This is a genomic window from Paenibacillus sp. R-74696 (assembly GCF_055814915.1).
In genome coordinates this window covers 557,060-582,432 of record NZ_JBPULM010000045.1, presented here as the reverse complement: position 1 = coordinate 582,432, position 25,373 = coordinate 557,060, and the positions used below count along the sequence as shown (strand labels likewise).

23 protein-coding genes and 1 other annotated feature are annotated in these 25,373 nt (G+C 49.9%); of the genes, 18 read left to right on the top strand and 5 right to left on the bottom strand.

Going from position 1 to position 25,373, the window contains the following annotated elements:
- Positions 1–3: 3 nt before the first annotated feature.
- The 6 genes from ACSR9A_RS22840 to ACSR9A_RS22815 all read left to right on the top strand — a co-directional run bounded on the left by ACSR9A_RS22840 (position 4) and on the right by ACSR9A_RS22815 (position 6,150).
- Positions 4–459, top strand: coding sequence for a cell division protein SepF (locus ACSR9A_RS22840; protein ID WP_341282194.1), 456 nt, complete (start codon positions 4–6; stop codon positions 457–459).
- A gap of 7 nt (positions 460–466) precedes the next feature.
- A complete protein-coding gene (locus ACSR9A_RS22835) occupies positions 467–742 on the top strand; it encodes a YggT family protein (protein ID WP_488199545.1) in 276 nt (91 codons plus the stop codon).
- 27 nt (positions 743–769) lie between these two features.
- Positions 770–1,558 (top strand): YlmH family RNA-binding protein, encoded by a 789-nt coding sequence (locus tag ACSR9A_RS22830; protein ID WP_473759673.1) that lies wholly within the window; start codon positions 770–772, stop codon positions 1,556–1,558.
- An 87-nt stretch (positions 1,559–1,645) separates the two neighbouring features.
- Positions 1,646–2,143 (top strand): DivIVA domain-containing protein, encoded by a 498-nt coding sequence (locus ACSR9A_RS22825; RefSeq protein ID WP_341282196.1) that lies wholly within the window; start codon positions 1,646–1,648, stop codon positions 2,141–2,143.
- Between the two features lie 68 nt (positions 2,144–2,211).
- Positions 2,212–2,512: a binding site (T-box leader), on the top strand.
- Positions 2,513–2,554: 42 nt separating this feature from the next.
- Positions 2,555–5,644 (top strand): isoleucine--tRNA ligase, encoded by a 3,090-nt coding sequence (gene ileS / locus ACSR9A_RS22820; protein ID WP_473759671.1) that lies wholly within the window; start codon positions 2,555–2,557, stop codon positions 5,642–5,644.
- A 158-nt stretch (positions 5,645–5,802) separates the two neighbouring features.
- Complete coding sequence (locus tag ACSR9A_RS22815; protein ID WP_473759670.1) at positions 5,803–6,150, top strand: DUF5665 domain-containing protein; 348 nt, start codon at positions 5,803–5,805, stop codon at positions 6,148–6,150.
- A 117-nt stretch (positions 6,151–6,267) separates the two neighbouring features.
- Here the strand turns inward: ACSR9A_RS22815 and ACSR9A_RS22810 are convergent, their stop codons facing one another.
- The gene (locus tag ACSR9A_RS22810) at positions 6,268–6,984 is read right to left on the bottom strand and encodes a TraR/DksA C4-type zinc finger protein (protein ID WP_473759669.1); all 717 of its coding nucleotides are present in this window, start codon (positions 6,982–6,984) and stop codon (positions 6,268–6,270) included.
- A 146-nt stretch (positions 6,985–7,130) separates the two neighbouring features.
- Between ACSR9A_RS22810 and lspA the strand changes: the two genes are divergently transcribed.
- The 3 genes from lspA to ACSR9A_RS22795 all read left to right on the top strand — a co-directional run bounded on the left by lspA (position 7,131) and on the right by ACSR9A_RS22795 (position 9,975).
- On the top strand, positions 7,131–7,655 hold the full coding sequence (gene lspA / locus ACSR9A_RS22805; RefSeq protein WP_341282200.1) for a signal peptidase II: 525 nt from the start codon (positions 7,131–7,133) through the stop codon (positions 7,653–7,655).
- Between the two features lie 22 nt (positions 7,656–7,677).
- A complete protein-coding gene (locus ACSR9A_RS22800; RefSeq protein WP_473760234.1) occupies positions 7,678–8,613 on the top strand; it encodes an RluA family pseudouridine synthase in 936 nt (311 codons plus the stop codon).
- A gap of 126 nt (positions 8,614–8,739) precedes the next feature.
- Positions 8,740–9,975: an LL-diaminopimelate aminotransferase gene (locus ACSR9A_RS22795; protein WP_473759667.1), complete on the top strand. Its 1,236-nt coding sequence runs from the start codon at positions 8,740–8,742 to the stop codon at positions 9,973–9,975.
- A 125-nt stretch (positions 9,976–10,100) separates the two neighbouring features.
- Here ACSR9A_RS22795 and ACSR9A_RS22790 read toward each other — a convergent pair whose 3' ends face one another.
- From ACSR9A_RS22790 to ACSR9A_RS22775, 4 genes are read right to left on the bottom strand one after another with little or no spacing between them, the layout of a single operon-like run.
- The gene (locus ACSR9A_RS22790; RefSeq protein ID WP_473759666.1) at positions 10,101–11,198 is read right to left on the bottom strand and encodes a GerAB/ArcD/ProY family transporter; all 1,098 of its coding nucleotides are present in this window, start codon (positions 11,196–11,198) and stop codon (positions 10,101–10,103) included.
- Positions 11,199–11,220: 22 nt separating this feature from the next.
- A complete protein-coding gene (locus ACSR9A_RS22785) occupies positions 11,221–11,460 on the bottom strand; it encodes a hypothetical protein (protein WP_473759664.1) in 240 nt (79 codons plus the stop codon).
- 4 nt (positions 11,461–11,464) lie between these two features.
- Entirely contained in the window at positions 11,465–12,667 is a 1,203-nt protein-coding gene (locus ACSR9A_RS22780; protein WP_473759662.1) for a Ger(x)C family spore germination protein, read from the bottom strand.
- Between the two features lie 19 nt (positions 12,668–12,686).
- On the bottom strand, positions 12,687–14,207 hold the full coding sequence (locus ACSR9A_RS22775; RefSeq protein ID WP_473759661.1) for a spore germination protein: 1,521 nt from the start codon (positions 14,205–14,207) through the stop codon (positions 12,687–12,689).
- A 418-nt stretch (positions 14,208–14,625) separates the two neighbouring features.
- On the opposite strand from ACSR9A_RS22775, the gene pyrR reads away from it, so the two are divergent.
- The 9 genes from pyrR (at position 14,626) to ACSR9A_RS22730 (ending at position 25,370) form a co-directional block, all read left to right on the top strand.
- Positions 14,626–15,171 carry a bifunctional pyr operon transcriptional regulator/uracil phosphoribosyltransferase PyrR gene (gene pyrR / locus ACSR9A_RS22770; RefSeq protein ID WP_231594201.1) on the top strand — a complete coding sequence of 182 codons (546 nt, stop codon included), beginning with the start codon at positions 14,626–14,628 and terminating at the stop codon, positions 15,169–15,171.
- Complete coding sequence (locus ACSR9A_RS22765; protein ID WP_046230438.1) at positions 15,172–16,071, top strand: aspartate carbamoyltransferase catalytic subunit; 900 nt, start codon at positions 15,172–15,174, stop codon at positions 16,069–16,071.
- A 31-nt stretch (positions 16,072–16,102) separates the two neighbouring features.
- On the top strand, positions 16,103–17,392 hold the full coding sequence (locus tag ACSR9A_RS22760; RefSeq protein ID WP_473759659.1) for a dihydroorotase: 1,290 nt from the start codon (positions 16,103–16,105) through the stop codon (positions 17,390–17,392).
- A 62-nt stretch (positions 17,393–17,454) separates the two neighbouring features.
- Positions 17,455–18,606, top strand: coding sequence for a carbamoyl phosphate synthase small subunit (locus ACSR9A_RS22755; protein WP_473759657.1), 1,152 nt, complete (start codon positions 17,455–17,457; stop codon positions 18,604–18,606).
- Positions 18,593–21,814, top strand: a complete 3,222-nt coding sequence (carB, locus tag ACSR9A_RS22750) for a carbamoyl-phosphate synthase large subunit (RefSeq protein WP_473759655.1) — start codon at positions 18,593–18,595, stop codon at positions 21,812–21,814. The genes ACSR9A_RS22755 and carB overlap by 14 nt, the downstream gene beginning before the upstream one ends.
- 133 nt (positions 21,815–21,947) lie before the next feature.
- The gene (gene pyrF / locus ACSR9A_RS22745) at positions 21,948–22,679 is read left to right on the top strand and encodes an orotidine-5'-phosphate decarboxylase (protein WP_473759653.1); all 732 of its coding nucleotides are present in this window, start codon (positions 21,948–21,950) and stop codon (positions 22,677–22,679) included.
- 1 nt (position 22,680) lies between these two features.
- The gene (gene pyrE, locus ACSR9A_RS22740; RefSeq protein WP_473759652.1) at positions 22,681–23,328 is read left to right on the top strand and encodes an orotate phosphoribosyltransferase; all 648 of its coding nucleotides are present in this window, start codon (positions 22,681–22,683) and stop codon (positions 23,326–23,328) included.
- A gap of 217 nt (positions 23,329–23,545) precedes the next feature.
- Positions 23,546–24,316: an ABC transporter ATP-binding protein gene (locus ACSR9A_RS22735; protein WP_473759650.1), complete on the top strand. Its 771-nt coding sequence runs from the start codon at positions 23,546–23,548 to the stop codon at positions 24,314–24,316.
- A complete protein-coding gene (locus ACSR9A_RS22730) occupies positions 24,282–25,370 on the top strand; it encodes an efflux RND transporter periplasmic adaptor subunit (RefSeq protein WP_473759648.1) in 1,089 nt (362 codons plus the stop codon). Before ACSR9A_RS22735 ends, ACSR9A_RS22730 begins: the two co-directional genes overlap by 35 nt.
- The last annotated feature ends 3 nt before the right edge of the window (positions 25,371–25,373 follow it).

Genomic DNA, 25,373 nt, shown 5'->3' with positions numbered 1-25,373 from the left:
CGAATGGGCGTTATGAATAAGTTTATGAATTTTCTTGGTTTGCAGGAGGAAGAAGAGATCATTGAACGGGAAAGAAGCGCGCAGCCGGAGGAGCCAGACCATGAAATTGAAACCTCTCCGTTCGAAGCACGTAAAAATACAAAGGGCAACAACATTGTAAGCATACATTCGCAGAAAAATGTACGAGTCATCTTGAGCGAGCCGCGCTCCTACGATGAGGCGCAGGATATTGCCGATCATCTGCGTTCGCGACGTGCCGTCATTGTGAACCTGCAGCGTGTGCGTACAGACTTGGCGCTTCGCATTGTTGATTTCCTCAGCGGTACAGTGTACGCTTTGGGTGGCAATATTTCGAAGCTTGGCCCGAACATTTTCCTATGTACGCCGGATTCGGTTGAAATTCAAGGGTCGATTACGGAAATGATGGCAGAGGACAATGAATACTCCCAAATGAGGTGACCACCGATTGTTTAGTAGTGTATCAGGGTTCATTATGAACCTTCAAAGTATTTACAGCTTTATGATTATTGGTTATGTTTTAATGTCGTGGTTGCCGAATGCGCGCGAAAGCTTTATCGGCGTATTTTTAGGCAAGCTGGTTGAGCCTTACTTAGGCATTTTCCGCCGTTTCATTCCATCGATTGGTGGCATGATCGATATTTCCCCAATCGTAGCGATTTTTGCGCTTCGTTTTGTGGCAATGGGGCTCATTGCGGTAGTAGGCTTTATACTGCCGGGCTAGACTTCAAAAGTTAGGAAGGGAATTTCAATGAAATTACCTATATATGACCATTTCCACCCGGACGAGAAGCCATTCGTTGACCGGGCATGGGAATGGGTGGAACGGTCCGCACAGCAGCATGAGCTGAAGCGGACCGATTTTTTGGACCCGAGACAGGCGCAAATCGTGCAAAGCCTCGTCAATCGTCATCCGGATGTGGAGCTGAGGCTTGATGGCGGTTATCCTGAGGCCGAGCGCCGCCGGGCGATTATTGGGCCAGATTATCGGGATCTGGATCAGGAGCTTGCCGCTATCGCTGTGCTGGAGGTTCAGGTCAGCGGCCCTGGCGGGACAAGCCAGCAGCTCGATCATGGTGACTATCTTGGCGCCTTGCTGGGCCTTGGCATAAAGCGTGACCGGGTAGGGGACATTCATGTCCATGAAACCTTCACTCACATTATGATGACGGAAGACATTGCGGATTATTTGAACGTTCATTTGAGGCAGGTGCACCGGGCGAGCGTATTGACTGAAATTATTCCATTGTCCTCTTTATTGCCAGTGGTGCCGGAGCTGCAGGAAATGAGCTTTACAGTAGCTTCAATGCGGGTGGATGGTATTGCGAGCGATGTGCATCGAATCAGCCGTACAAAGATCGTAGATCCTATCCGCGCCGGCAGATGCCGGGTGAACTGGAAAACGGTGGAGGACCCGTCCGAGCAATTGCGTGAAGGCGATGTCGTATCAATCAAAGGGCTGGGCCGATTTAAAGTTTTGGAGGCGGATGGCGTGACGAAGAAAGGCAGAATTCGGCTGAAGGTAGGCAAATTTATTTAGCCCTATTGCAGGATTTTGCTGGCGGTTGTCGAATCCTTTCCACAGCAAATGTTTTCCGGTATGGAAATAAGTCGAGGAGGTGCGCCGATGCCGTTAACGCCATTGGACATACATAATAAGGAATTTGGTCGCCGGTTGCGCGGCTATGACGAGGATGAGGTCAATGAGTTTCTTGACCAGGTCATTAAAGATTATGAAACGATTATCCGCGAAAATAAGGAGCTGCAAAACCAGATCCTTAATATGCAGGAGAAGCTGAACCATTTCTCAAACATCGAAGAGACGCTGAGCAAGACGATTATCGTCGCACAAGAGGCGGCTGACGAGGTTCGAAGCAATGCGAAGAAGGAAGCGCAGCTGATCATCAAGGAAGCGGAGAAAAATGCGGATCGCATTATTAATGACTCGCTGAGCAAGTCGCGCAAAGTATCGGTTGAGGTTGAAGAGCTGAAGAAGCAGGCGTCGATCTTCCGTGCACGGTTCCGTACGCTTGTAGAAGCGCAGCTGGAGCTGCTCAGCCAGGACGATTGGAGAACGCTTGATCCAGGCCAGCATCCGGAGCTGGAACAGCTTTCCCGCGGTTAATCCGCACAAGGCTGATTGACAACAGGTCAGCGATACGCTATAAATAGGATTAATGATTGTTCAGATGTAAAACTTCGTTGACGAGAACGAGTATGTATCGTTGCTTGATCCCCAGAGAGTCGTTGCTTTGCTGCAAGACGACGTTCAAGCGGTTACAGAATATCCTCTCCGAGAAGCGGCGCCGAAACTTTGCCTGACCAGCTGCGTTTTAAGGCTGTAAGGTACGAGGAGTAAGGGCTGACGGTCTGTCCTCCGTTACAAGGACCGTGGATGCTAAGGCATTCACGCCAAAGGTGCCGTCTTTTAGGCTGCTTATGCAGTGTAGCTGACGGAACAAGGGTGGTAACGCGAGCAAGCCTCGTCCCTTCTACAGGGGCGGGGCTTTATTTTTTTTTCGGGAGGAAATTGAAGATGCAACGTGTAGATGTGAAGGAAAAAGCAAGAACGCGCGAGCTTCGCGTATTGAAGCAGTGGGCGGATAACGATACGTTCAAAAAATCGATTGAAAACCGCGAGGGCAAGCCGAATTTCGTATTTTATGAAGGTCCTCCGACCGCTAACGGCGCGCCGCATATCGGCCACGTGCTGGGCCGTGTCATTAAAGACTTTATTTGCCGCTACAAAACGATGTCCGGCTACCGCGTTGTTCGCAAAGCGGGCTGGGATACGCATGGCCTGCCTGTTGAGCTTGGCGTTGAGAAGCAGCTCGGCATTTCTGGCAAGCAGGAGATCGAGAATTACGGCGTAGAAGCTTTTATCAAAAAATGCAAGGACAGCGTCTTTGAATATGAGAAGCAGTGGCGTGAGCTGACCGAGGGCATCGCTTATTGGACAGATCTGGATAACCCGTACATTACGCTTAAAAACGAATATATCGAAAGTGTGTGGCATATTCTTTCGACGATTCATAACAAGGGCTTGCTGTATCGCGGCCACCGCGTCAGCCCGTATTGCCCTTGCTGCCAAACGACGCTAAGCTCCCACGAGGTTGCGCAGGGCTATGAGGACGTTAAAGATTTGAGCGCCACTGTCAAGTTTAAGCTCGCTGGCAGCGGCGAATCTGTACTGGCATGGACGACTACACCTTGGACCTTGCCAGCAAACGTAGCATTAGCTGTCAATCCTGAGCTTGAATACGTCCGTGTAGCAAGTGGCGGCGAAGTATTTATCGTTGCTCAAAACCTGGTGGAGAGCGTATTTAAGGAGGAGCACGAAGTGCTGTCCTCGCTCAAGGGCTCCGAGCTGGTAGGCCAAAGCTACGAGCCGCCTTTCAGCTACGTTGCCGTAGAAAATGCACATAAAGTCATCGCTGGCGATTTCGTAAGCGATACGAGCGGTACAGGTATCGTACACATTGCGCCGGCTCACGGTGAGGATGACTACAGAGTGGCACGCCAGAATGGCATCAGCATGCTGAACGTCGTGAACAATGCCGGCCGTTATGTCGATGAAGTGACGGACCTCGCTGGACGCTTCGTCAAGGATTGCGATGTCGACATTGTGAAAATGCTCAGCGAGCGCGGCCTGCTGTTCTCGAAGGAGCGTTACGAGCATAGCTATCCGTTCTGCTGGCGTTGTAAATCGCCGCTCTTGTATTACGCGACAGAAAGCTGGTTCATTGAGACGACTGCAGTTAAAGATCAGCTGATCGCTAACAACAATGGGGTTGATTGGTACCCAGGCCACATCCGCGATGGACGCTTCGGCAAATTCCTTGAGGATCTAGTGGACTGGAACATCAGCCGCAACCGTTATTGGGGAACGCCGCTGAACGTATGGATTTGCGAAGCGACAGGCAAGCAATATTCGCCTGGCAGCATTGCCGATCTGCGCGAGCGTGCAGTTGGCGACGTGCCGGAGGACATTGAGCTGCATAAGCCTTACGTCGATGAAATCAAGCTGAAATCGCCGTTTGCCGAAGGCGCAGTCATGACGCGTACGCCGGAAGTGATTGATGTATGGTTCGACAGCGGCTCGATGCCGTTTGCTCAGCATCATGTGCCTTTTGAAAATGCCGAGCGTTTCGCCGAGCAGTATCCGGCTGATATTATTTGCGAAGGCATCGATCAGACGCGCGGCTGGTTCTACAGCCTGCTAGCGGTATCGACGCTCTACAACGGCAAAGCGCCGTATAAGGCGGTTATTTCGACCGGACATATTTTGGATGAAAATGGTCAGAAAATGTCCAAATCCAAAGGCAATGTTATTGATCCTTGGGAAATTATCAACGAGTACGGCACGGATGCTTTCCGTTGGGCCTTGCTTGCGGATAGCGCACCGTGGAACAGCAAACGCTTCTCTCGTTCGATCGTTGGCGAAGCAAAATCCAAAGTCATTGACACCATTGTCAACACGCATGCTTTCTATGCGCTGTATGCAACCATCGATGGCTTCGAGCACCAAAAGCATGAAGAGCGTCATTCGGCGAATAAGCTGGATCGCTGGATCGTCTCGCGTCTGAACAGCCTGATTAAGACGACTGTGAAGGGCCTTGACGGTAATGACTTCCTGAATCCGGCGAAGGCGATTGAAATTTTCGTTGACGAGCTGAGCAACTGGTATATCCGTCGTTCGCGTGACCGTTTCTGGGGCAGCGGCCTGACCGAGGATAAGATCAATGCCTATCAAACGCTGCGTCATGTGCTCCTGACACTGGCACGCGTCATTGCACCATATGCGCCGCTGCTGGCGGAAGATCTCTATGGCAATCTTGGGGGCGGAGAAAGCGTCCATCTCGCAAACTATCCTACAGCAGACGAGTCCGCTATTGACCTAACGCTAGAGCAGGATATGGAGAGCGCGAAGCAAATCGTCGAGCTTGCCCGCAACGTCCGCAACGAAACGGGCATCAAGACGCGTCAGCCGCTGTCTGAGCTGATCGTGTCCCTTGACCGTGAGTTTGATGTAGCAGGCTATGAGGTCATTGTGAAGGATGAAATCAATGTCAAATCGATCGTTGTGCAAAACAGCGACAGCGGATTTGTTGATTTTACATTCAAGCTGAACCTCAAAGTCGCTGGTAAAAAATACGGCAAAAACGTTGGTCCGATTCAGGCGCATCTGAAATCGCTGACGGCAGACGAGACGCGCGCCATTATAGCGCATGGCTCGCTCGCTATGGCGGTGGATGCCGAGGAGCTGTTCATTCCTGTCGAGGAGCTTCTCGTTGAGAAGCAAGCGAAATCCGGCTTTGCGTCCGCCTCGGGCAGCGGCATTACCGTAGCCTTGAACACGGACATTACGCCAGAGCTGGAGCAAGAGGGCTGGGTGCGTGAAGTGATCCGTGCGGTTCAAGATACGCGCAAAAAGCTGGATCTGCCAATCGAGAAGCGCATTGACCTGGTGCTTAGCGTCGATGAAGGTCTGCGCGCAGCGCTTGAAGCTTTCAGCCATGTGCTGGAGGAAAATGTACTGCTGAGCAGCGTTTCCTATGAAGAGCTGGAAGGCAGCGAGCGGATCCAATTGGGCGAGAAGGAAATTGGTATTTTGATCAAGGGTTAAAACGAAGGCGAAGGTGTAGGCGCGAACAATTTTGTGCCGAGCTTCTTTTAATCAGCATAAGAAAAAGGCGTTTAAGGATATAGTATAAGGAGCTAATAAAAAACGAGCATAGCCTATGCTCGTTTTTTCCTTATTTTATGCCTAGGAGGGATGCCGAGATGAAAGAGCAGGAGCGCAAGCCGATTCGTTCAGTGAAGGAAGAGCAGTCGCTTGAACATACGCTGAGCAAGCTGGATAGCAAGCTGAGCAAAATAGCGGCAGAAATGGAGCGTACGCAAATCGCAGAATATGTAGATTTGCTCAATCGGCCGATTAGCCTCATATGGCGCAATGTGCTTGCCGGATTGGCCAGAGGCGTCGGAATCGCGATTGGCTTTACCTTTTTTGCAGCGACGATTCTGTATGTATTGCAAATATTAGGGGCGCTCAATTTGCCGATTATCGGCGACTATATCGCGGATATCGTTCGCATCGTGCAGATTCAGCTGGAAGGGAAAAACTACTAAGCAGCTGTTTACATACACGGACCAACGCTCCGCTATTTATTCATAACGCCAGTAGGGCAAGAGCAGGGGCATTTTATGAACAAATAACGGAAGCGGCCGTCCGTTAGCGAAATGGCTTTAAGTGTCCTGCTCCAAATGATGGTCGCCTTCGTTGCTTTCCATATAACGCTTATATTGTGAATTATGAATAATGGACACATGGCGTCCGGTTATATCGGTGGCGACGAAGCTTTCAAGCTGCTCCACAAAACCTTCATTTTCCTCTGAAGCAGAGCCAATATGCTCATAATCGGTGGCCTCGCGGTTAGCAGACATGGCCGGGGAGTCCGAGTTGCCCCATTGCTCGACAATTTGCCAAGCATCCTCACCGTCGAAGCCGGCCCAGCCCGTATATGCTTTTTCACTGGAATAGCCGTAAGGCAGTTGGATTGTTTCTTCCTCCACAGGACGATGATAAGTTAGATCCTGACGAGGGGCATGGTCTAGACAATATAAGCAATCGGGAATCGCCTCCAGCCGCTCATAAGGAATCGGCTCCTTGCACACGATGCAGGAACCATAGGTCCCGTTTTGAAAAGCTTCCAGCGCCGCATCGATTCTGTTCAAATGCAGCTCCTCTTGCTCCAGCAGGGCAATATCCTTGCTGCGCTCGAATAAATCGGTTCCAGCATCTGCTGGATGATTGTCCACCGCTGACAGCTCGCTGTTGCTTGCTTTCCACTCGGAATCAAGGCCATAATGCCCGTTATGCTCAAGTCGTTGTTCAATGTCTTGCTTGTCCGATATTAATCGAGCGTGAAGCTCGCTAAGCTGTTCCATCGTAGGCAGCCGCATGTCAGGCACCGTCCTTTGTTCATTTAGTCCTCTGCGCCGCAGAGGCTGGCTCATTCCATATTGACTATGCTACAATAGCTTGGGACATATGACGGAATGTTATGCAGATGGATAGGCCTTGCATGCACAACGAAAGGAGAAAGTAGATGCGTTATTACTACTACTGGATCGCTTTATTCGTATTTGTTGTAGATTTTATAACGAAGAAAATAATTGCGACAAAGATGAACCTGGGTGATTTGATTAGTGTAATTGGCAATTTCTTTTACATTACTTCGCATCGCAACAGGGGAGCTGCCTTTGGTATCTTGCAGGAGCAGCGTTTATTTTTTATCGTCATTACAATTGTTATTTTAGCCGCGATTATCTGGTACATACAAACGACTCGGAAACTCGGCAAAGTATGGTTGTTAACAGGTCTTGGACTTGTGCTTGGCGGAGCATTCGGCAATTTTCTTGACCGGGCGATGTACGGCGAAGTTGTCGATTTCCTGCTGTTTAATTTCGGCAGCTATTCATTCCCGATTTTTAATGTCGCTGATTCGGCGATTTGTGTAGGTGTCGTACTGATATTGATTGATGCCTTGCTGACCTCGAAACAAGAGAAGCAGGATCAAATGAGAAGTGAAGAGGATAAGGAGTCTAACCCGAATGAGCAGCAAACCGTTTGATGGACAAGAGGTAGAGCAAGAGATGGATCAGGAAGAACAGGAACAAGTGGGGTTTGTCATTGACGAGGATCAAGCTGGCGAACGTCTGGATAAAGTCGTAACCGAAGCGATGGATGATCCGGCAATATCGCGTACGCAAGTACAGGAATGGCTTAAGGCTGAGGCGGTTACGGTGAACGGACAAATAGGCAAAAGAAATTATAAAGTTGCTGCCGGCGATGTTATCGTCGTTACGATTCCAGAACTGGAAGAGGCGGTCATCGATCCTGAAAATATTCCGCTTGATATCGTCTATGAGGATAGCGACGTTATCGTCATTAATAAGCCGCGTGGACTAGTCGTTCACCCTGCGCCGGGTCATTCATCCGGTACCGTTGTCAACGCGCTCATGTATCATTGCAAAGACTTGTCGGGCATTAACGGTGTACTGCGTCCCGGCATCGTCCACCGCATTGACAAGGACACTTCAGGACTGCTGATGATTGCGAAAAATGATTTGGCTCACGCTTCGCTCGCTGCGCAGCTGAAGGACCACACCATTACGCGCAAATATATCGGTTTGGTGCATGGCAATTTGCCGCATGACCATGGCACGATAGATGCGCCGATCGGCAGAGATACGAATGATCGTAAAATGTTCACGGTCACGGAGCGCAACAGCAAGCATTCGGTCACGCATTTCATGGTTATCGAGCGTATTGGGGAAGACTATTCGCTAGTGGAGCTTCAGCTGGAAACAGGGCGCACGCATCAAATCCGCGTGCATCTAAAATATATCGGCTATCCGCTGGCAGGCGATCCGATGTATGGACGCAATAAAACGGTCGCGCTCAAGGGGCAAGCCTTGCATGCAGCCGTGCTTGGCTTTAAGCATCCGCGCACAGGCGAGCTCATGCATTTCGAAGCGCCGATTCCTGGCGATATGAACCATGTATTGAACGTGCTTCGCGGTCGTTAAATCGAAGACAGGTCGGCAGGTGTGCAGCCTTGCAGTAGCGCAAAAATACAAACTTTTGGGCAAATCCTTTATTAAGTCTCAGGGAAAAGTAAGCTATTCTAGTAGTTAAAGGATTGGTGATAAATAATGACGAACATTAATCATAATTACCAGGAGCTGCAAGGCAGCTATTTATTCTCTGAAATTGCGAAACGCCGTACACAGTTTATTAAAGAAAATCCAAATGCTGAAATTATCAGCTTAGGGATTGGCGACGTTACGCGGGGTTTGCCGGAAGCGGTTGTTAAAGCGATGCATGAAGCAGTGGACGAGCTGGCTGTACCTGGTTCATTCCGCGGCTATGGCCCGGAGCAAGGGTATGATTTCTTGATTAATGCAGTTATCGAGAATGATTACAAGGCACGCGGCGTCGATATTCAAACGAACGAAGTCTTTTTGAGCGATGGCTCGAAATGCGACGTCGGCAACATTCAGGAGATTTTTAGCCAAAACAGCATCGTCGCTGTTCAAGATCCGGTTTATCCGGTTTATGTGGACACGAATGTGATGGCTGGACGCTCCGGCAAATACAATACTGATTCGAAGCGTTATGAAAATATCGTTTACCTGGAGTGCACGGCGGAAAACAATTTCACGCCAAGCCTGCCAGACCGCAAGGTGGATCTGATATACCTTTGTTATCCGAACAACCCGACGGGCATGACGCTTTCCCGCGAGGAATTGCAAAAATGGGTTGATTATGCGAAAAGCAACAACTGCATCATTCTTTACGATTCAGCTTATGAAGCCTTCATCCAAGAATCGGATGTGCCGCATAGCATTTATGAAATCGAAGGCGCGAAGGAAGTCGCCATCGAATTCCGCAGCTTCTCCAAAACGGCAGGCTTCACAGGCGTTCGTTGTGCCTACACCGTCGTTCCTCGCGAGCTGAAAGGCTTCGATGACAACGGCAAGGAAGTATTGATTAATGATCTGTGGAACCGTCGTCACACAACGAAGTTCAACGGTGTGTCTTACGTTACTCAGCGCGGTGCAGCAGCGATCTACTCGCCAGAAGGCAAAGAGCAGATTAAAGCGCTGGTTGACTACTACATGACGAATGCGAAAATTATTCGCGACGGTCTTGCTTCGCTCGGCCTTGAAGTATTTGGCGGCGTAAATGCGCCTTACATTTGGCTCAAAACGCCACACGGCCTTGATTCATGGGCATTTTTCGACAAGCTGCTCTCGGAAGCGAACATCGTTGGTACGCCAGGCGTCGGCTTTGGACAAAGCGGCCAAGGCTACTTCCGCCTGACTGCCTTCGGCAGCCGCGAGAACACGGAAAAAGCGGTTGAGCGTATTCGCAAAATGTCGCTGTAAGCCAAGCGGCTTGCATAAGATATGCGTTAAAAAAAAGCTTCGCAACCTCAGGTTGCGGAGCTTTTTTTAATAATAAGTATGGATACGGCTAGTTCTTATTTGCAGCGCTGCTGTTCTCGCGTTGGTTATCCTTGTTTGAATTTTTTCTTCATATAATAAACGACAATGAGCAGCAGAGGCAGCACAAAGGCATAGGTGAAATCCCAGTCAATCCAATAAGGGACAATGGTTTTAACATAATATAAAAGATTGGGCGCCACCATCATCGCCAGGCCGAACATCAGAAATGACGTCGGGATGATCAGCGGCTTTGCAGTAGAAAGCCTGAGCAACTGTGCCGTCCCTACCATAAACGCGTAAAAATAGAGTACCGTTTTGAAGAAGGTCGAAATGACCCACGCTGTTGCCATGAAAGCTTCTATTCGTTGTAGAAAAGCGCCAATGTTAATTTTTTGCGTCAGCACATAAGTGGAATAAATATTGTGCTCGGTGAAATAAGCCCCAAGTACGGTCAAGGAAATAAACACAAGCGAGAACAGGAGCAGGGAGGCGCACCAGGCGGCGAGCAGCACATCCTTATGGCGATGAGCCGGCCTTGCAGCATAGGGAAATATCATGAGAAAGGAGCACAATTCTCCGAACGGGTAGACGCTGGCCATTAGAGTGGCATGGGCAAAGGATAGCCGCTCCGAGCCTAGAAAAGGCTTCAATCGTTCCAAATCCATTTGCGGGATCAGGCACACGATTAAACCCACACAAATAATAATAAACAGCGGCAGCAATATTTCAGCGCTTCTGGCAATGGGCTCAAGGCCATTCCATACGCCCCAAAGTAAAATCAGCACAAATAATAAATGAATGTAACGAATGGGTGTCGATTGAAAGAGCTGTGTCGTCAAAAAATCGCCTACTTCCCGGATGAACGTTGATCCGGCCAGTAGGAAAAAGAGCAGATAGGCGCAGCTCATGAGCGCTCCAAGCCATTTTCCAAGTATGCGGTCGTTTATTTGAACGAGATTGAGCTGCGGATAAAAGCTGCTTAAATGGAGCATAAGCCAGAGAAAAAACAGCCCAATGGGCATGCCGAGCAAGGAGGCTATCCAGCCATCCTGCTGCGCATAGCCCGCTACTACAGCAGGTATGATTAAAATCATATCGCCGATGACGGCTAAAAAAATAAGCACGGTCAGCTGCCTAGCGCTAATTCTTCCTTTTTCCAGCATGGCAAAGGGCTCCTTTCATGGCTTAGGATCGAAACAGCCGGTCGAAAAATTGGTTAATGGGCTCGTAAATGGTAATTAAAGCATTAAGCGGGCTTGGCACGGGCTGCACATTGGCTGCATAAATGCTGAAAGCCGTTCCGGCACTTAGCAAAAAGAAATACGCCCATGCTTCGCGTTTTAGCTTTTTTTTGAACAGGGCGGGCATTTGAATCATACCAAAGGAGATGGACACGCATAACACAACAAGGGTTGGAAGGGACATCGCTTTACTCCTTTATATCCTGCAAAATGGAATCGTCCAGCATGCCGACCCGACGCGTCTGGACATGAACCTCATATTCTACTTTCAGCTTTGGAAACTCCTCTTCCCAATGATCGCCGAGCTGTGCCCACAGCTTCGGATTGTTGCGGCTAATGTTTAGCCCAAACCCGAAAATATCTACTTTATAACGTTTTTGAGCAGTGGCAATGGTTTTTTTCATCAATCTGATTATTTTTTCGCTTGCCATTTCTTCTATTGCCTTGATTTGTTTCTGACCAGAGATTGGCGTAGTGCAGCTGTCTCCCATAATGCTGGACATATGGTTGATTTTAATAAGCATGACAGGTCTGTTGTCTACAAGCTTGGGAATGACATCGGTATGGGATCGTAAGACGCTAATGCTCAGCTTGCCGTTATTGTCCGGGCAAGGCAAATTGCCCGTCGTACTTTTTACATTATTCGTAATATAGTTGTAGCCTTTGCTTTCCTGCTCATTCATCCATCCGATCAGCTTGTCTTTCCTAAGCACGGCCATTCCGGTAAATGTCAAATTTGCTTTTGGTTTAATTGTAGTCAAATTATCTTTGCTGCCGCCTTCGCTTTTATTTCCAATAATCTCTACGCCTGTCAGTACAGGCTCCACACCGTCGCTAACCATTTTTTCCAATAAATCGTCAGAGGAGGCCGTTATGGTGGGAGCCCAGGTTTTGGAAGAATTTTGCAAAGAAAGGAACAAGTTATTGGCTGGTATGCTTTCCAGAGGGGTTAAAATGTTCAGAATATCCGCAGCTCTGGAATGCCGCGCTACCATAACATAATAATCTGGTCGTACCTCCGGCTGCCTGATTAGATTTTCCAGTTCATCAGCAATTCCCATTTTAGCGACAGCTTCACTGAAGATAAGAACGCGAATGTGGGACAAATAATTAATCCTTGGACTAGTAAGACTTATTTTATGTATCGCCTCGAGAATGGTGGGGGCGCTTGCCTGATACAGCGTAACGGGCGTTGTCGTGCTTTTTCCCGAATTGGAGGCGACCTCTGATGGGACGACGATCTGGCAGGATATTTCCAGCATATTGTTTTTGCCCTTATCGATTGCCATTGCAAGTACAATACCCAGATCATTCATTTCCTGTCGATCCCAGCAGCCCGATGTCAGCAGCAGCAATGTGGAGGCCAGCAGGGAAAGGAATGTTTTTTTCATGTGCTGTGCTGCCCCTTCCTTATAAGCGCTTTGTACGTTTTTTTTGCCTTTTTTTCTGTCCGCTGCCATTGGAATAGGGCCGATTGATCATATGCGTCCATGGCATGCGAAACAGTGAATCCTTTATATCTGAGGCTACGAATGGGCCGAATGGACTCATGTAGGCTGCGCCAAACGAACGCAAATTCGTCAAATGCAGCAAAATGGCCAGCAGTCCGAGCAAAATACCGAAAAATCCGAACGTTGCCGCTAAAATCATGAGTAAAAAGCGCAATATCCGCACGGAAATCGCCATGCCGTTCTCTGGAATGACATAGCTCGATATGGCGGTAATCGAGACGATAATGACCATCGCCGCCGATACGACCCCAGCGTCAACAGCTGCCTGTCCGATAACGAGTGTGCCGACGATGGATACAGCCTGTCCTACCGTTTTCGGAATGCGTACGCCCGCTTCGCGCAAAATTTCATAGGTAAGCTCCATAAGCATAGCTTCGATGAACGCAGGGAACGGTACGCCCTCGCGCTGTGCTGCGAGATTAACGAGCAGCCCAGTGGGCAGCATTTCCTGATGAAAGGTCGTAATTGCGATATAGAAGGAGGGAGCAAGCATGGCTATGAAAAAGGATAAATAGCGAATGAGCCGCAACAGGGTGCTGATATCTGCACGCTGATAATAGTCCTCGGGCGATTGGAAGAAATGGACGAACAGTGAAGGGACAAGCATGACGAATGGCGTGCCGTCTACGATAATAGCTACCCGTCCTTCCAGCAGTCCAGCAGCGACGGTATCGGGACGCTCGCTGTTGTAAATCGTTGGGAACGGCGTAAGCGTGACGTCCTGAATCAGCTCCTCAATATAACCGCTTTCCAAAATACTGTCGATATCAATATCATCCAGTCTGCGCCGCACCTCTTCGAGTACGCCTTTATCGACGAGATGATTCACATACATGAGGGCAACGGATGTTTTTGTTATTTTTCCGATTTGCCGTGTTTCCATCCAAAGCTTAGAATCTTTAATTCTTCTGCGGATTAAAGTCGTATTCGTGCGCAAATTTTCAGTGAACGCCTCCATTGGCCCGCGAACGACCGATTGCGACTGTGGCTCGGTTATGCTGCGGTCTTCCCAGCCAGCTGCACTAATACTAATGGCTTGCGAGCTGTTATCCAGAAGCAAAATAATAGCCCCAGACAGCAGGCGATGAAACAGAAGCTCCATCTCATCGATATAATCGGTGTTTCCAGCGATTAAAACGTCCTCTTTTACATGGATCAGACGATCATTTGGATCATCAAACTTAGGCGTATGCTCATTCGCATAGCCCATAAGAGAGCCTAGAACCGACTGATGAAGCATTTGAACATCTATCATGCCTTCAATATAAACGAGAGCACCAGGCCACAGATGCAGGCAGGAGAAGCACTTGATGACGAGATCGGAGCTGCCGCCGATTTCAGTCTGAATATGCTTAATACACGCTTCGAGCGAAGCGGGCAGGCTGATTTTTTCATGCGGCTGAGATACGTGCGACTGCATCTGTTTCCCTCCTGCTGGCAAAATATCCGTAATTTCTTGTTAGTATGCCAACTTCCTGTAAAAAATATGTTAGTTATCCAATCAAAGGCTGGCGGTACGTATTTACTGCTGCTGCCCCTTGACATCTTATGTCGAACGTGGGATAATTCCTTTGGTATAAAGTTGTACCTTTAACTCAGTCCTGAGAGGCTGGCAAGGTAGCGTGAATAGTTGATTAATTAAGCTGGGGACTAGCAACTCCTCATCTTCCGCAACTCATGAGGTTGGCGGAGATGGATGGAATCCACAGCGGTTAATCATGGGCTCCTTGCGAATACGCAAGGAGTCTTTTTTATAAAGCGCCTTGATGAGAGTTGGCAGTTCAACCTGCGCTAGGATGGGAGGTAACGTAACGGTGGAAGAAGAGCACTTGGTCATTATGGATGATGCAGCCATTCGCCGCGCACTCACCCGCATCGCCCACGAGATCGTGGAGAAGAACAAAGGCATCGACAACTGTACGCTGGTCGGCATTCGGACAAGAGGCGTTTATTTAGCCCGAAGAATAGCGGAGCGCGTTCAGGAAATTGAAGGCAAGCCTGTTTTGGTGAAGGAGCTGGATATTACCCGCTATCGCGATGATGGCAAGGCGCTAGGCAGCCGCACCGAGATGGAAGCAGGCATAATCGGCGAGATGGATGTCGAATTGTCGGTCGTACAGGACCGCAACATTATTTTGTTCGACGATGTGCTGTATACCGGCCGGACGATTCGCGCCGCGATGGATGCGGTGATGGATTGCGGCAGGCCGCAAAGCATTCAGCTTGCTGTGCTGGTTGACCGCGGTCATCGAGAATTGCCGATAAGGCCGGATTTTGTAGGCAAAAATGTGCCATCCTCCAAACAAGAGCAAATCTCCGTTACGCTAACCGAGATTGATTCCTTAGACCAGGTGAAAATTATTCATCAGAGGGGGCAAGCCTAAATGACACTTTTACAGCTCAAACAGCGCAGTTTGCTTGGTTTGAAGGAGCTTGACGCAGAGGAAATTATCGCCATATTGGATCGTGCCGCTCATTGGGAGCAGCAGGAGACGAAAGTGCAGAACGTGCTGCAGGGCAAGTTTGCAGCTAATATGTTTTTCGAGAACAGCACGCGCACACGCTTTTCCTTCGAGGTAGCGGAGAAGCGGCTTGGGGCGGAAGTGCTGAACTTCTCGGCAGCCGTATCGAGTGTGCAGAAGGGCGAATCGGTATATGATACCGTTCGCACCTTGGAGTCGATGGGCATAGACGTCGGCATCATCAGGCTCAAGCCGATTGGCTTGCTTGCCGAACTGGCTACGAAAATTAAAGTGCCGCTGATTAACGCGGGCGATGGCAACAACGAGCATCCGACGCAGGCGCTGCTTGATCTATATACGATGCGCAAGCAATTTGGCGCGATTAAAGGTTTGACCGTCTCGATTATCGGAGACATTTTGCACAGCCGCGTAGCGCGTTCGAACTTATATGCGCTGCAAAAGCTGGGCGCTACGGTGAAGTTTTGCGCTCCTGCGAACTTGCAGGCGTCCGACCTTGACGCCCGTTATGTAACGATGGAGGAAGCGCTGAAATCCGATGTCGTGATGATGCTGCGGGTACAGCTGGAGCGTCACGAAAGCGGCATGCTGAGCTCGGCTGAAAGCTACCGCGAGCAGTTTGGACTTACGGTGGAGCGAGCAGCGACAATGCCGGATCACGCGATTATTATGCACCCGGCGCCGATCAACCGCAATGTTGAAATTGACGATGAGCTTGTCGAGCATGCCAAGTCCCGGATTTTTAAGCAGATGGAGCACGGGGTTCCGGTCAGAATGGCCGTCATTGAACGGGCTTTAAACTAACTTTTAGATGAAATCGGGAGGGTGAACAACTATGTCATTATGGATTATTAACGGCAGCGTATGGGATACAGCAGCAAACGGCCTAGTGAAGCAGCATATTCGAATTGAGGATGGCAAAATCGCCGAGCTTGCAAGCGGCGAAACAAGGCCAGATACAGGTTCAGCAGAAGTGATTGACGCAGAGGGCAAGCTTGTATCAGCCGGCTTCATCGATATGCACGTGCATTTGCGTGATCCTGGCTTTGAATATAAAGAAGACATCGCAACAGGGACGCGTTCAGCAGCGAAAGGCGGATTTACAACAATCGCCTGCATGCCGAACACTCGCCCGGTGACAGATACACCCGAAACGATTAAATATATTTTGGACAAAAATGCGAAGGAAGGCGTCGTTCGCGTCCTGCCTTACGCCGCTATTTCTAAAAATCAGCTCGGACGTGAGCTGACGGATTTTGCAGCGCTGAAAGCGGCTGGCACGATCGGCTTTACCGACGATGGTGTTGGCGTACAAAGCGCCCAAATGATGAAGGATGCGATGGCGCTGGCAAAGTCGCTTGACATGCCGGTCATTGCGCACTGCGAGGACAATACGCTCGTTGAGGGATTGTTCGTCTCGGAAGGCAAGTTCTCAAGCGAGAACGGACTGAAGGGCATTCCGAATGAATCGGAAGCGATTCATGTCGGCCGCGACATTTTGCTGGCTGAAGCGACAGGCGTTCATTATCACGTCTGCCACGTCAGCACTGAGCAATCGGTAAGACTGATCCGCCTTGGCAAGCAAATCGGCGTCAACGTAACCGCTGAGGTTTGCCCGCATCATCTTGTGCTGTCGGACGAGGATATTCCAGGCTTTGACGCCAATTGGAAAATGAACCCGCCGCTGCGCACGCCGCGCGATGTAGCTGCGGTCATCGAAGCGCTGGAGGACGGCACGATCGACATGATCGTAACGGATCATGCGCCGCATAGCGCGGAAGAGAAAGCTCGCGGCATGCAGCTTGCGCCGTTCGGAATTGTCGGCTTTGAGACAGCTTTCCCGCTGCTTTACACGCAGTTTGTTAAAACCGGCAAATGGACGCTTGGGTTCCTGCTGGATCGTATGACAGCTGACCCGGCACGAGTGTTCAAGCTCGAGACAGGCCGCCTGGCAGCAGGTGCGCCAGCTGATCTGACGATTGTGGATTTGGATAGCGAGCGCGCAGTTGATCCGGCAACCTTTGCCTCGCGCAGCAACAACACGCCTTTCGGCGGCTGGAAGCTGCAAGGCTGGCCGGTAGCGACGATTGTGAATGGTGCGGTTGTGTGGTCGGAGCAAGCATAAGAACGTTAACTTGGATATGCTAATTGACATATAGGAATACGAAGACCTGAGGAGTGAGACGGATGCAAGCGAGATTGTTATTGGAAGATGGAACATTGTTTACAGGACTATCCTTCGGCGCGGAAGTGCAAACGATGGGTGAGGTTGTTTTTAATACAGGAATTACGGGTTACCAGGAAGTATTGTCTGATCCGTCCTATTGTGGACAAATCGTAACGATGACTTATCCACTAATCGGCAACTATGGTATTTCACGCGATGACTTTGAGTCGATTCGCCCGTATATTCACGGCTTTGTCGTACGCCGCAATGAACCGGTGCCGAGCAACTGGCGCGCCCAATATTCGCTTGAGCAGCTGCTTAAGGAATATGGCATTCCGGGCATCAGCGAAATCGACACGCGCATGCTGACGCGGATTTTGCGTCAGCATGGCACGATGAGAGGTCTGCTTACGACAGGCAATGAGCGTATTGAGGAGCTGCAAGAGCGCCTTGGCTTGTCCACGCTAATGACGGATCAAGTAGCACGCACATCGACGAAGCATGTATTCTCCAGCCCAGGTAATGGCGAGCGCATTGTGCTTGTAGACTTTGGTGCAAAAAGCGGGATTTTGCGCGAGCTGACTAAGCGCGGCTGCGACGTCGTAGTTGTGCCTCATGACACGACGGCTGAAGAAATTCGCCGCCTGGCACCGGATGGCATTCAGCTGTCCAACGGCCCTGGGGACCCGAAAGATGTTCCACATGCGGTTAAAATGATTTCCGAGCTGCTCGGCGAGTTCCCGATCTTCGGCATTTGCCTTGGACACCAGCTGTTCGCACTCGCTTGCGGCGCTGACACAACGAAGCTTAAATTCGGTCACCGCGGCGGCAACCATCCAGTGAAGGAATTGGCAACGAACCGCTGCTACATTACTTCCCAGAATCATGGCTACACCGTAATGGAAGATTCAATTGTGAACTCCGGTCTGATTGTAACGCATATCAACAACAATGACCGTACGATTGAAGGGCTGAAGCATAATACGCATCCTGCATTTTCGGTGCAATACCACCCGGAAGCTGCTCCAGGACCGTATGATTCCAGCTATCTGTTTGACGAATTCCTGAGTATGATTCGCACACATAAATTAAATAACCCGCAAAAGCGTCGCCAAGCCGTACTCGCGGAAACGTTGAAAGTGAAGGGGGAGCTTCAGTATGCCCAAAAATAATAAACTCAAAAAAATTCTCGTGATCGGCTCCGGCCCGATTGTTATCGGCCAAGCCGCTGAATTCGACTATGCCGGCACGCAAGCTTGCCAGGCGCTTATGGAAGAAGGCTACGAGGTTGTATTGATTAACAGCAACCCGGCTACGATTATGACAGACACAAACATGGCTGATAAAGTATATATCGAGCCAATTACGCTTGAATTTGTATCGCAAATCATTCGTCAGGAGCGTCCGGACGGCTTGCTGCCGACGCTTGGCGGCCAAACAGGCCTTAACATGGCGGTAGAACTGGCTCGCGCTGGCGTATTGGAAGCGGAAAATGTACAGCTTCTCGGCACGCAGCTGACAGCTATTGAGAAAGCTGAGGACCGCGATTTGTTCCGCGAGCTGATGCGCGAGCTGGAGCAGCCGGTACCTGAGAGTGACATCGTAACGACAGTTGAAGGCGCAGTTGCTTTTGCCAACAAAATCGGCTACCCGATTATCGTTCGTCCTGCCTACACGCTTGGCGGTACAGGCGGCGGTATTTGCGCAAATGAAGAAGAATTGCTGGAGACGGTTACTTCCGGTATTCGTTACAGCCCAATCGGCCAATGTCTGATTGAAAAATCGATTGCCGGCTTGAAGGAAGTGGAATACGAAGTTATGCGTGATGCGAATGACAACTGTATCGTTGTCTGCAACATGGAGAACTTCGACCCGGTTGGCGTACATACTGGTGACAGTATCGTAGTAGCGCCTAGCCAAACGCTGTCGGACCGCGAGTATCAAATGCTTCGTTCCGCTTCGCTTAAAATCATTCGCGCTTTGAACATCGAAGGCGGCTGTAACGTACAGTTCGCGCTTGATCCACAAAGCTTCCAATATTATGTAATTGAAGTTAATCCGCGCGTTAGCCGCTCTTCGGCGCTGGCTTCCAAAGCGACAGGCTACCCGATTGCCAAAATGGCTGCTAAAATCGCAATTGGCTATACGCTTGATGAAATCGTGAACCCAGTAACAGGCCAGACTTATGCTTGCTTTGAGCCTACACTGGATTACATCGTATCGAAAATTCCGCGCTGGCCGTTTGACAAGTTCGTGAATGCGAACCGCAAGCTCGGCACGCAAATGAAAGCGACAGGCGAGGTTATGGCGATTGGCCGTACATTCGAGGAGTCGATTCATAAAGCGGTTCGTTCCCTTGAAATTGGCACGCATCGCATCCACTTGAAGGAAGCGACAGAGCTCAGCGATGATGTGCTGCGCACACGCCTTCAAAAGCCGGATGATGAGCGTATGTTCCTGGTAGGCGAAGCATTCCGCCGTGGTTATGCTTTGCAGGAAATTCAAGATCTGACGAACATTGACTGGTGGTTCCTGGACAAAATCGAAGGCATCGTAGCATTCGAGGATAAAATCCGTCAGGAAGCAACGCTTTCCCGTGAAATGCTGTACCAGGCGAAGCGCAGAGGCTTCTCCGACCGTTCGATCGCTGAGCTTCGCAAAGAAGGCAATCCGAATGGCAGCCACACGAATGAGCATGATATTCGCACTTACCGTAAAGAGCTTGATATCGTACCTGTATACAAAATGGTTGATACATGCGCCGCTGAGTTTGAAGCGAGCACGCCTTACTACTATTCGACATACGAGGTAGAGAACGAAGTAACGCCTTCGACCAAAGAGAAAGTGCTTGTTCTCGGCTCTGGCCCGATTCGGATCGGACAAGGCATTGAGTTTGACTATTCGACGGTTCATGCGGTATGGGCGATTCAGAAAGCTGGCTATGAAGCGGTTATTATCAATAACAATCCAGAGACGGTGTCGACCGATTTCAGCACATCGGACCGCCTGTACTTTGAGCCATTATTCCTTGAAGATGTCATGAACGTTATTGAGCAAGAAAAGCCAATCGGCGTAATCGTACAGTTCGGTGGCCAAACGGCGATTAACCTCGCAGCTCCGCTGTCCAAAGCTGGCGTGAAAATTCTCGGCTCCAGCCTGGAAAGCATCGACATGGCAGAGGATCGCAAAAAGTTCGAAGCTTTGCTTCGCAGCTTGAACGTGGCTCAGCCGGAAGGCAACACGGTAACCTCTGTTGGCGAAGCAGTAGAAACGGCACAAAAACTTGGTTATCCTGTACTCGTTCGTCCTTCCTACGTATTGGGCGGCCGTGCGATGGAAATCGTATATTCGGATGAGGATTTGTTGAGCTACATGGAAGTAGCTGTGAAAATCAATCCGGAGCATCCTGTACTCATCGACCGTTATATGCTTGGCATGGAAGCGGAAGTTGATGCGATCTGTGATGGCGACACTGTACTGATCCCAGGCATCATGGAGCATATTGAGCGCGCAGGCGTTCACTCCGGCGACTCGATTGCCGTGTATCCGCCACAATCGTTGTCTGACAGCGTGAAGGAGCAAATCGTCGACATTACGATTAAAGTATCCAAGGCGCTGAACGTAATCGGCTTGGTTAACATTCAGTTCGTTATTCATAACGAAATTGTATATGTCATTGAAGTAAATCCGCGTTCGTCGCGTACGGTTCCATTCCTGAGCAAAGTAACGAGCTTGCAGATGGCTAACCTTGCGACACAAGCGATTCTTGGCACGAAGCTGGCTGATCTTGGCCATAAAGACGGTCTGTGGCCTGAAGATGAATATGTATCGGTTAAAGTTCCGGTCTTTTCGTTCGCGAAGCTGCGCCGTGTTGACCCTACCTTGACACCGGAGATGAAATCGACGGGTGAAGTTATGGGACGCGATGTGCAATATGCGAAAGCCTTGTACAAAGGTTTGCTAGGCGCAGGCATGAAAATCCCGACAACGGGCTCGATCATTGCCACCGTTGCGGATAAAGATAAAGAAGAAGCGCTCGAATTGCTTCGTGGCTTCTACAGTATTGGCTACAAAATCATTGCAACTGGCGGTACGGCAGCTATGCTTGAAGAAGCGGGCATGGTAGTAACGACAGTGAACAAGCTTAGCGAAGGATCGCCGAACATTCTTGATCTGATTCGTGAAGGCAAAGCACAATTCGTCTTCAATACGCTGACAAAAGGCAAAACGCCTGAGCGCGATGGTTTCCGTATTCGCCGTGAAGCGGTTGAGAACGGTGTTGTATGTATGACGTCGCTCGATACGGTTCGCGCCTTGCTGCGGATGATGGAGACCATCAACTTCTCCTCACGTTCGATGCCTACACTGCTGCACAAATAAGTTTTAGCAAGCACGGCCAGCGCCGATTGCCTGCGGCCCGCAAATGGCTATGCTTTTGCGGGCTGCTTGGCCCGGCGGATGGCCTTTTTAATGCGCATATTTCTTGAAAATACGGCAAAGGGGACGGTTAACGATGAGTTTGACACGGGAACGGGAACAGGCAGCCGGAAAAATTATGGTTGCGCTCGATTATGCGGATGCGGCTTCTGCCGAGCGTTTATTGAATGAGCTTGAAGGTATTCCTTGTTATATGAAGGTGGGCATGCAGCTGTTTTATGCAGCAGGACCTGCGTTTATAACGGGGCTCAAGGAGCGGGGCTACAAAGTTTTCCTTGATGTGAAAATGCATGATATTCCGAACACGGTCAAAGGCGGCTCAGGCAGCGTGACCCGGCTTGGCGTCGACATGTTCAATGTCCATGCTGCGGGCGGAAGCGCGATGCTTGCGGCAGCGGTCGAAGGCATGGAAGCTGCGCTTGCTGTGGGACAAGCAAAGCCTAGTATCATTGCAGTGACTCAGCTAACCAGCACCAATCAAACGACGCTCAATGAGCAAATTGGCATTGCTGGTACGGTTGAGCAGGCTGTTCTTCGTTATGCAGAGCTTGCCCGCGCTGCGGGTCTGAATGGCGTAGTGGCATCCCCTGCTGAAGTGCAAGCCATCAAGCAGGCATGTGGCGCTTCCTTCCAGACGGTGACGCCAGGCATTCGCCCGAAAGGTTCCGATATAGGCGACCAATCGCGCATTATGACACCAGCAGAAGCGTTAAAGCAAGGAACGGATTATATGGTTATCGGTAGGCCGATTACGGCTGCCGCAAATGCAAGAGCAGTATTAGAAGCGATTATTGAGGAGCTGATTTAAGATGAGCCAAGTTAAACTTTCGGAGTTGCCTAAAACAATTGCTGCCAGCCTGCTCGAAATCGGAGCAGTAGCCCTTAGCCCAAATGAGCCATTTACGTGGACTTCAGGACTGAAGTCGCCGATCTATTGCGACAATCGTCTAACGATGTCTTACCCGGCTATTCGCGAGCTCGTTGCTGATGGCTTCGCTGCTGTCATCCGCGAGCGTTATCCGGATGTGGAAGTCATCGCAGGCACCTCGACAGCTGGTATTCCCCACGCGGCTTGGGTAGCGCATAAGCTTGGGCTGCCGATGGCTTATATTCGTGATAAAGCGAAGGGCCATGGCAAGCAGAACCAAATTGAAGGCCGCATAGAGCCTGGGCAAAAGGTTGTCGTCATTGAAGATTTGATTTCAACAGGAGGCAGCTCGCTTAAAGCAGGGCTTGCCGTTCGCGAAGCAGGGGCCGAGGTATTGGCGGTACTGGCGATTTTCACCTACCAGTTCGAGCAGGCGACTTCGGCATTTGCCGAGGCGAATATGCCGCTTGAAACGTTGTCCAATTATTCCGAACTTATTGAAGCAGCTGTAGAGCTTGGCAAGGTGCAAAGCGATGATATGCTGAAACTTCAAGCATGGCGCGAAGATCCGCAATCGTTTGGTAAATAGAGCAAGCAGTGCTCCAGTCTTTCCCATCCGGAAGGGCTGGAGTTTTTTTAATTATTCAAGCTTTTGTAAAAATTTTATAATCGTCGGATTTTGTTGTAACTTTTTGCTGTAATCGTTCGTCTAACACGTTAAGATGAGAATTATGAAGGTTTTTTAATTGAGCAGCCTGATTGTCATCCTAGGGCGCTCTGCTTAAGAGGAGGTATAGAAATCAGCTATGTTATTTAGCAAGAAAAAAAAGGATGAGCAACCGGTGCATGAGTCCGATCTAGTGAAGGAAGAAAAGCAGGATCTGAAGCTAGAGAAAGAAGTACATAATGAAACACTGCTTTCCGTTTTGAATGTTGAACGGGTATTTCAGGCTGGCGGTGCGCCGCTGCGCGTGCTCAAAGGCATTAATATGGAGCTTAGGCAAAATCAGCTCGTTATGCTTCGCGGCCGTTCCGGCTCGGGCAAGACTACGCTGCTGAACTGTCTGGGCGGACTAGATACGCCAACTGAAGGCGAAATCTGGTTCAACGGCAGGCCCTTTCATAAGCTGAGCGATGACAAGCGTACACTTGTCAGGCGCAAGGAAATGGGCTTTATCTTCCAAGCGTTTGCGTTGATGCCGCTGCTGTCTGCGAAGGAGAATGTCGAGCTGTCGCTGAGGATGGCTGGCGTTCCGCGTGGAACGTGGAAGGAACGGGTGGACCACTGCCTGGAGCTGGTTGGCCTGGAGAAAAGGATGAACCATCGTCCCTTCGAGCTGTCAGGCGGCGAGCAGCAGCGCGTAGCTATTGCGAAGGCGATTGCGCATAAGCCAATACTGCTGCTGGCGGATGAGCCGACCGCAGAGCTGGATTCAAACATGTCCGCTCAAATTATGAATGTTTTTAAAACCATTATTCGCACGGAACAAGTCACGATCTGTATGACGACACATGATCCTACTATTATGGAGGTTGCCGACCATGTCTATGAAATGGTTGACGGGAAATTTATTTAAACGTCCCGCAATATTAAGTCTTGCTGCAATCATGTTAATAACTAGCGGCTGCTCCTTGCTGCCCGCTGAAGATGAAGAGGAAGTTTTGCCTTCCATTGCACCACCTCAAATTTCCAAGAAACCAGAGTATGAGGTAACGACAGCTACGCTGGAGACGAAGGTTAATGTAATCGGCAAGCTGATTTCATCCCGCGAGGAGCCTGTCTTTTTCACCCTTGACGGTAAAAACCTGAAAGAGCTGAACATTAAGGTCGGCGATAAAGTGTCCGCGGGCCAAGTAATTGGCCAGCTTGATGTCGATGCCCTCGCCAAGACGCTGCGTATGGATAAGCTGGCCTTCCGCAAGGAAGAGACAGCGATGAAGGAAGCGCTGAGAACGCGCGATGAGATGGACCCGATAGAATTCGAGGAAAGATCGATTTTATTTGAAGAGAAGAAGCAGGCACTGGTCGATCAGGAGGCTGATATTGCGAAAGCTACGCTGACAGCGCCGATTAGCGGAACGGTTGTTTCGCTGAATGTCGAGAAGGGCGCAGCGATTAAAGCATACAGCACAATTGCGGTCATTGCCGATACAACGACGCTTATTCCGGCAGCGAAGCTGACGAAGGATGAACGGGCCAAAATCGTCGTCGGCATGCCGATTGTAGCTGAAATCAGCAATGCTGGCCAGTTCAAGGGCACGGTGAAAATGATGCCGATGACCAATGACGATTCCACTGGCGGCAACAACGGCGGAGGCGGCAATGGCGGCGGCACCGGAAATAATACGGATAAAGAGAAGCCGGAAGATTTTATGCAGGTGGACATTAAAAATATGCCTAAAAACTTAACTCGCGGTACTCCGCTTTCGATCAGCATTATTACGAAGCGCAAGGAAAATGTCATTGTAATCCCGCCATCTACCCTGCGTTCTATTGGATCGCGTACTTACGTTCAAGTCATTGATGCGGACGGCAAGCGTGAAGTGGACGTTGAGGTTGGACAGCAAACGGCGACACAAATTGAGATTTTGAAAGGCTTGGAGCCGGGACAGAAAGTTGTAGGTCGATAGCCG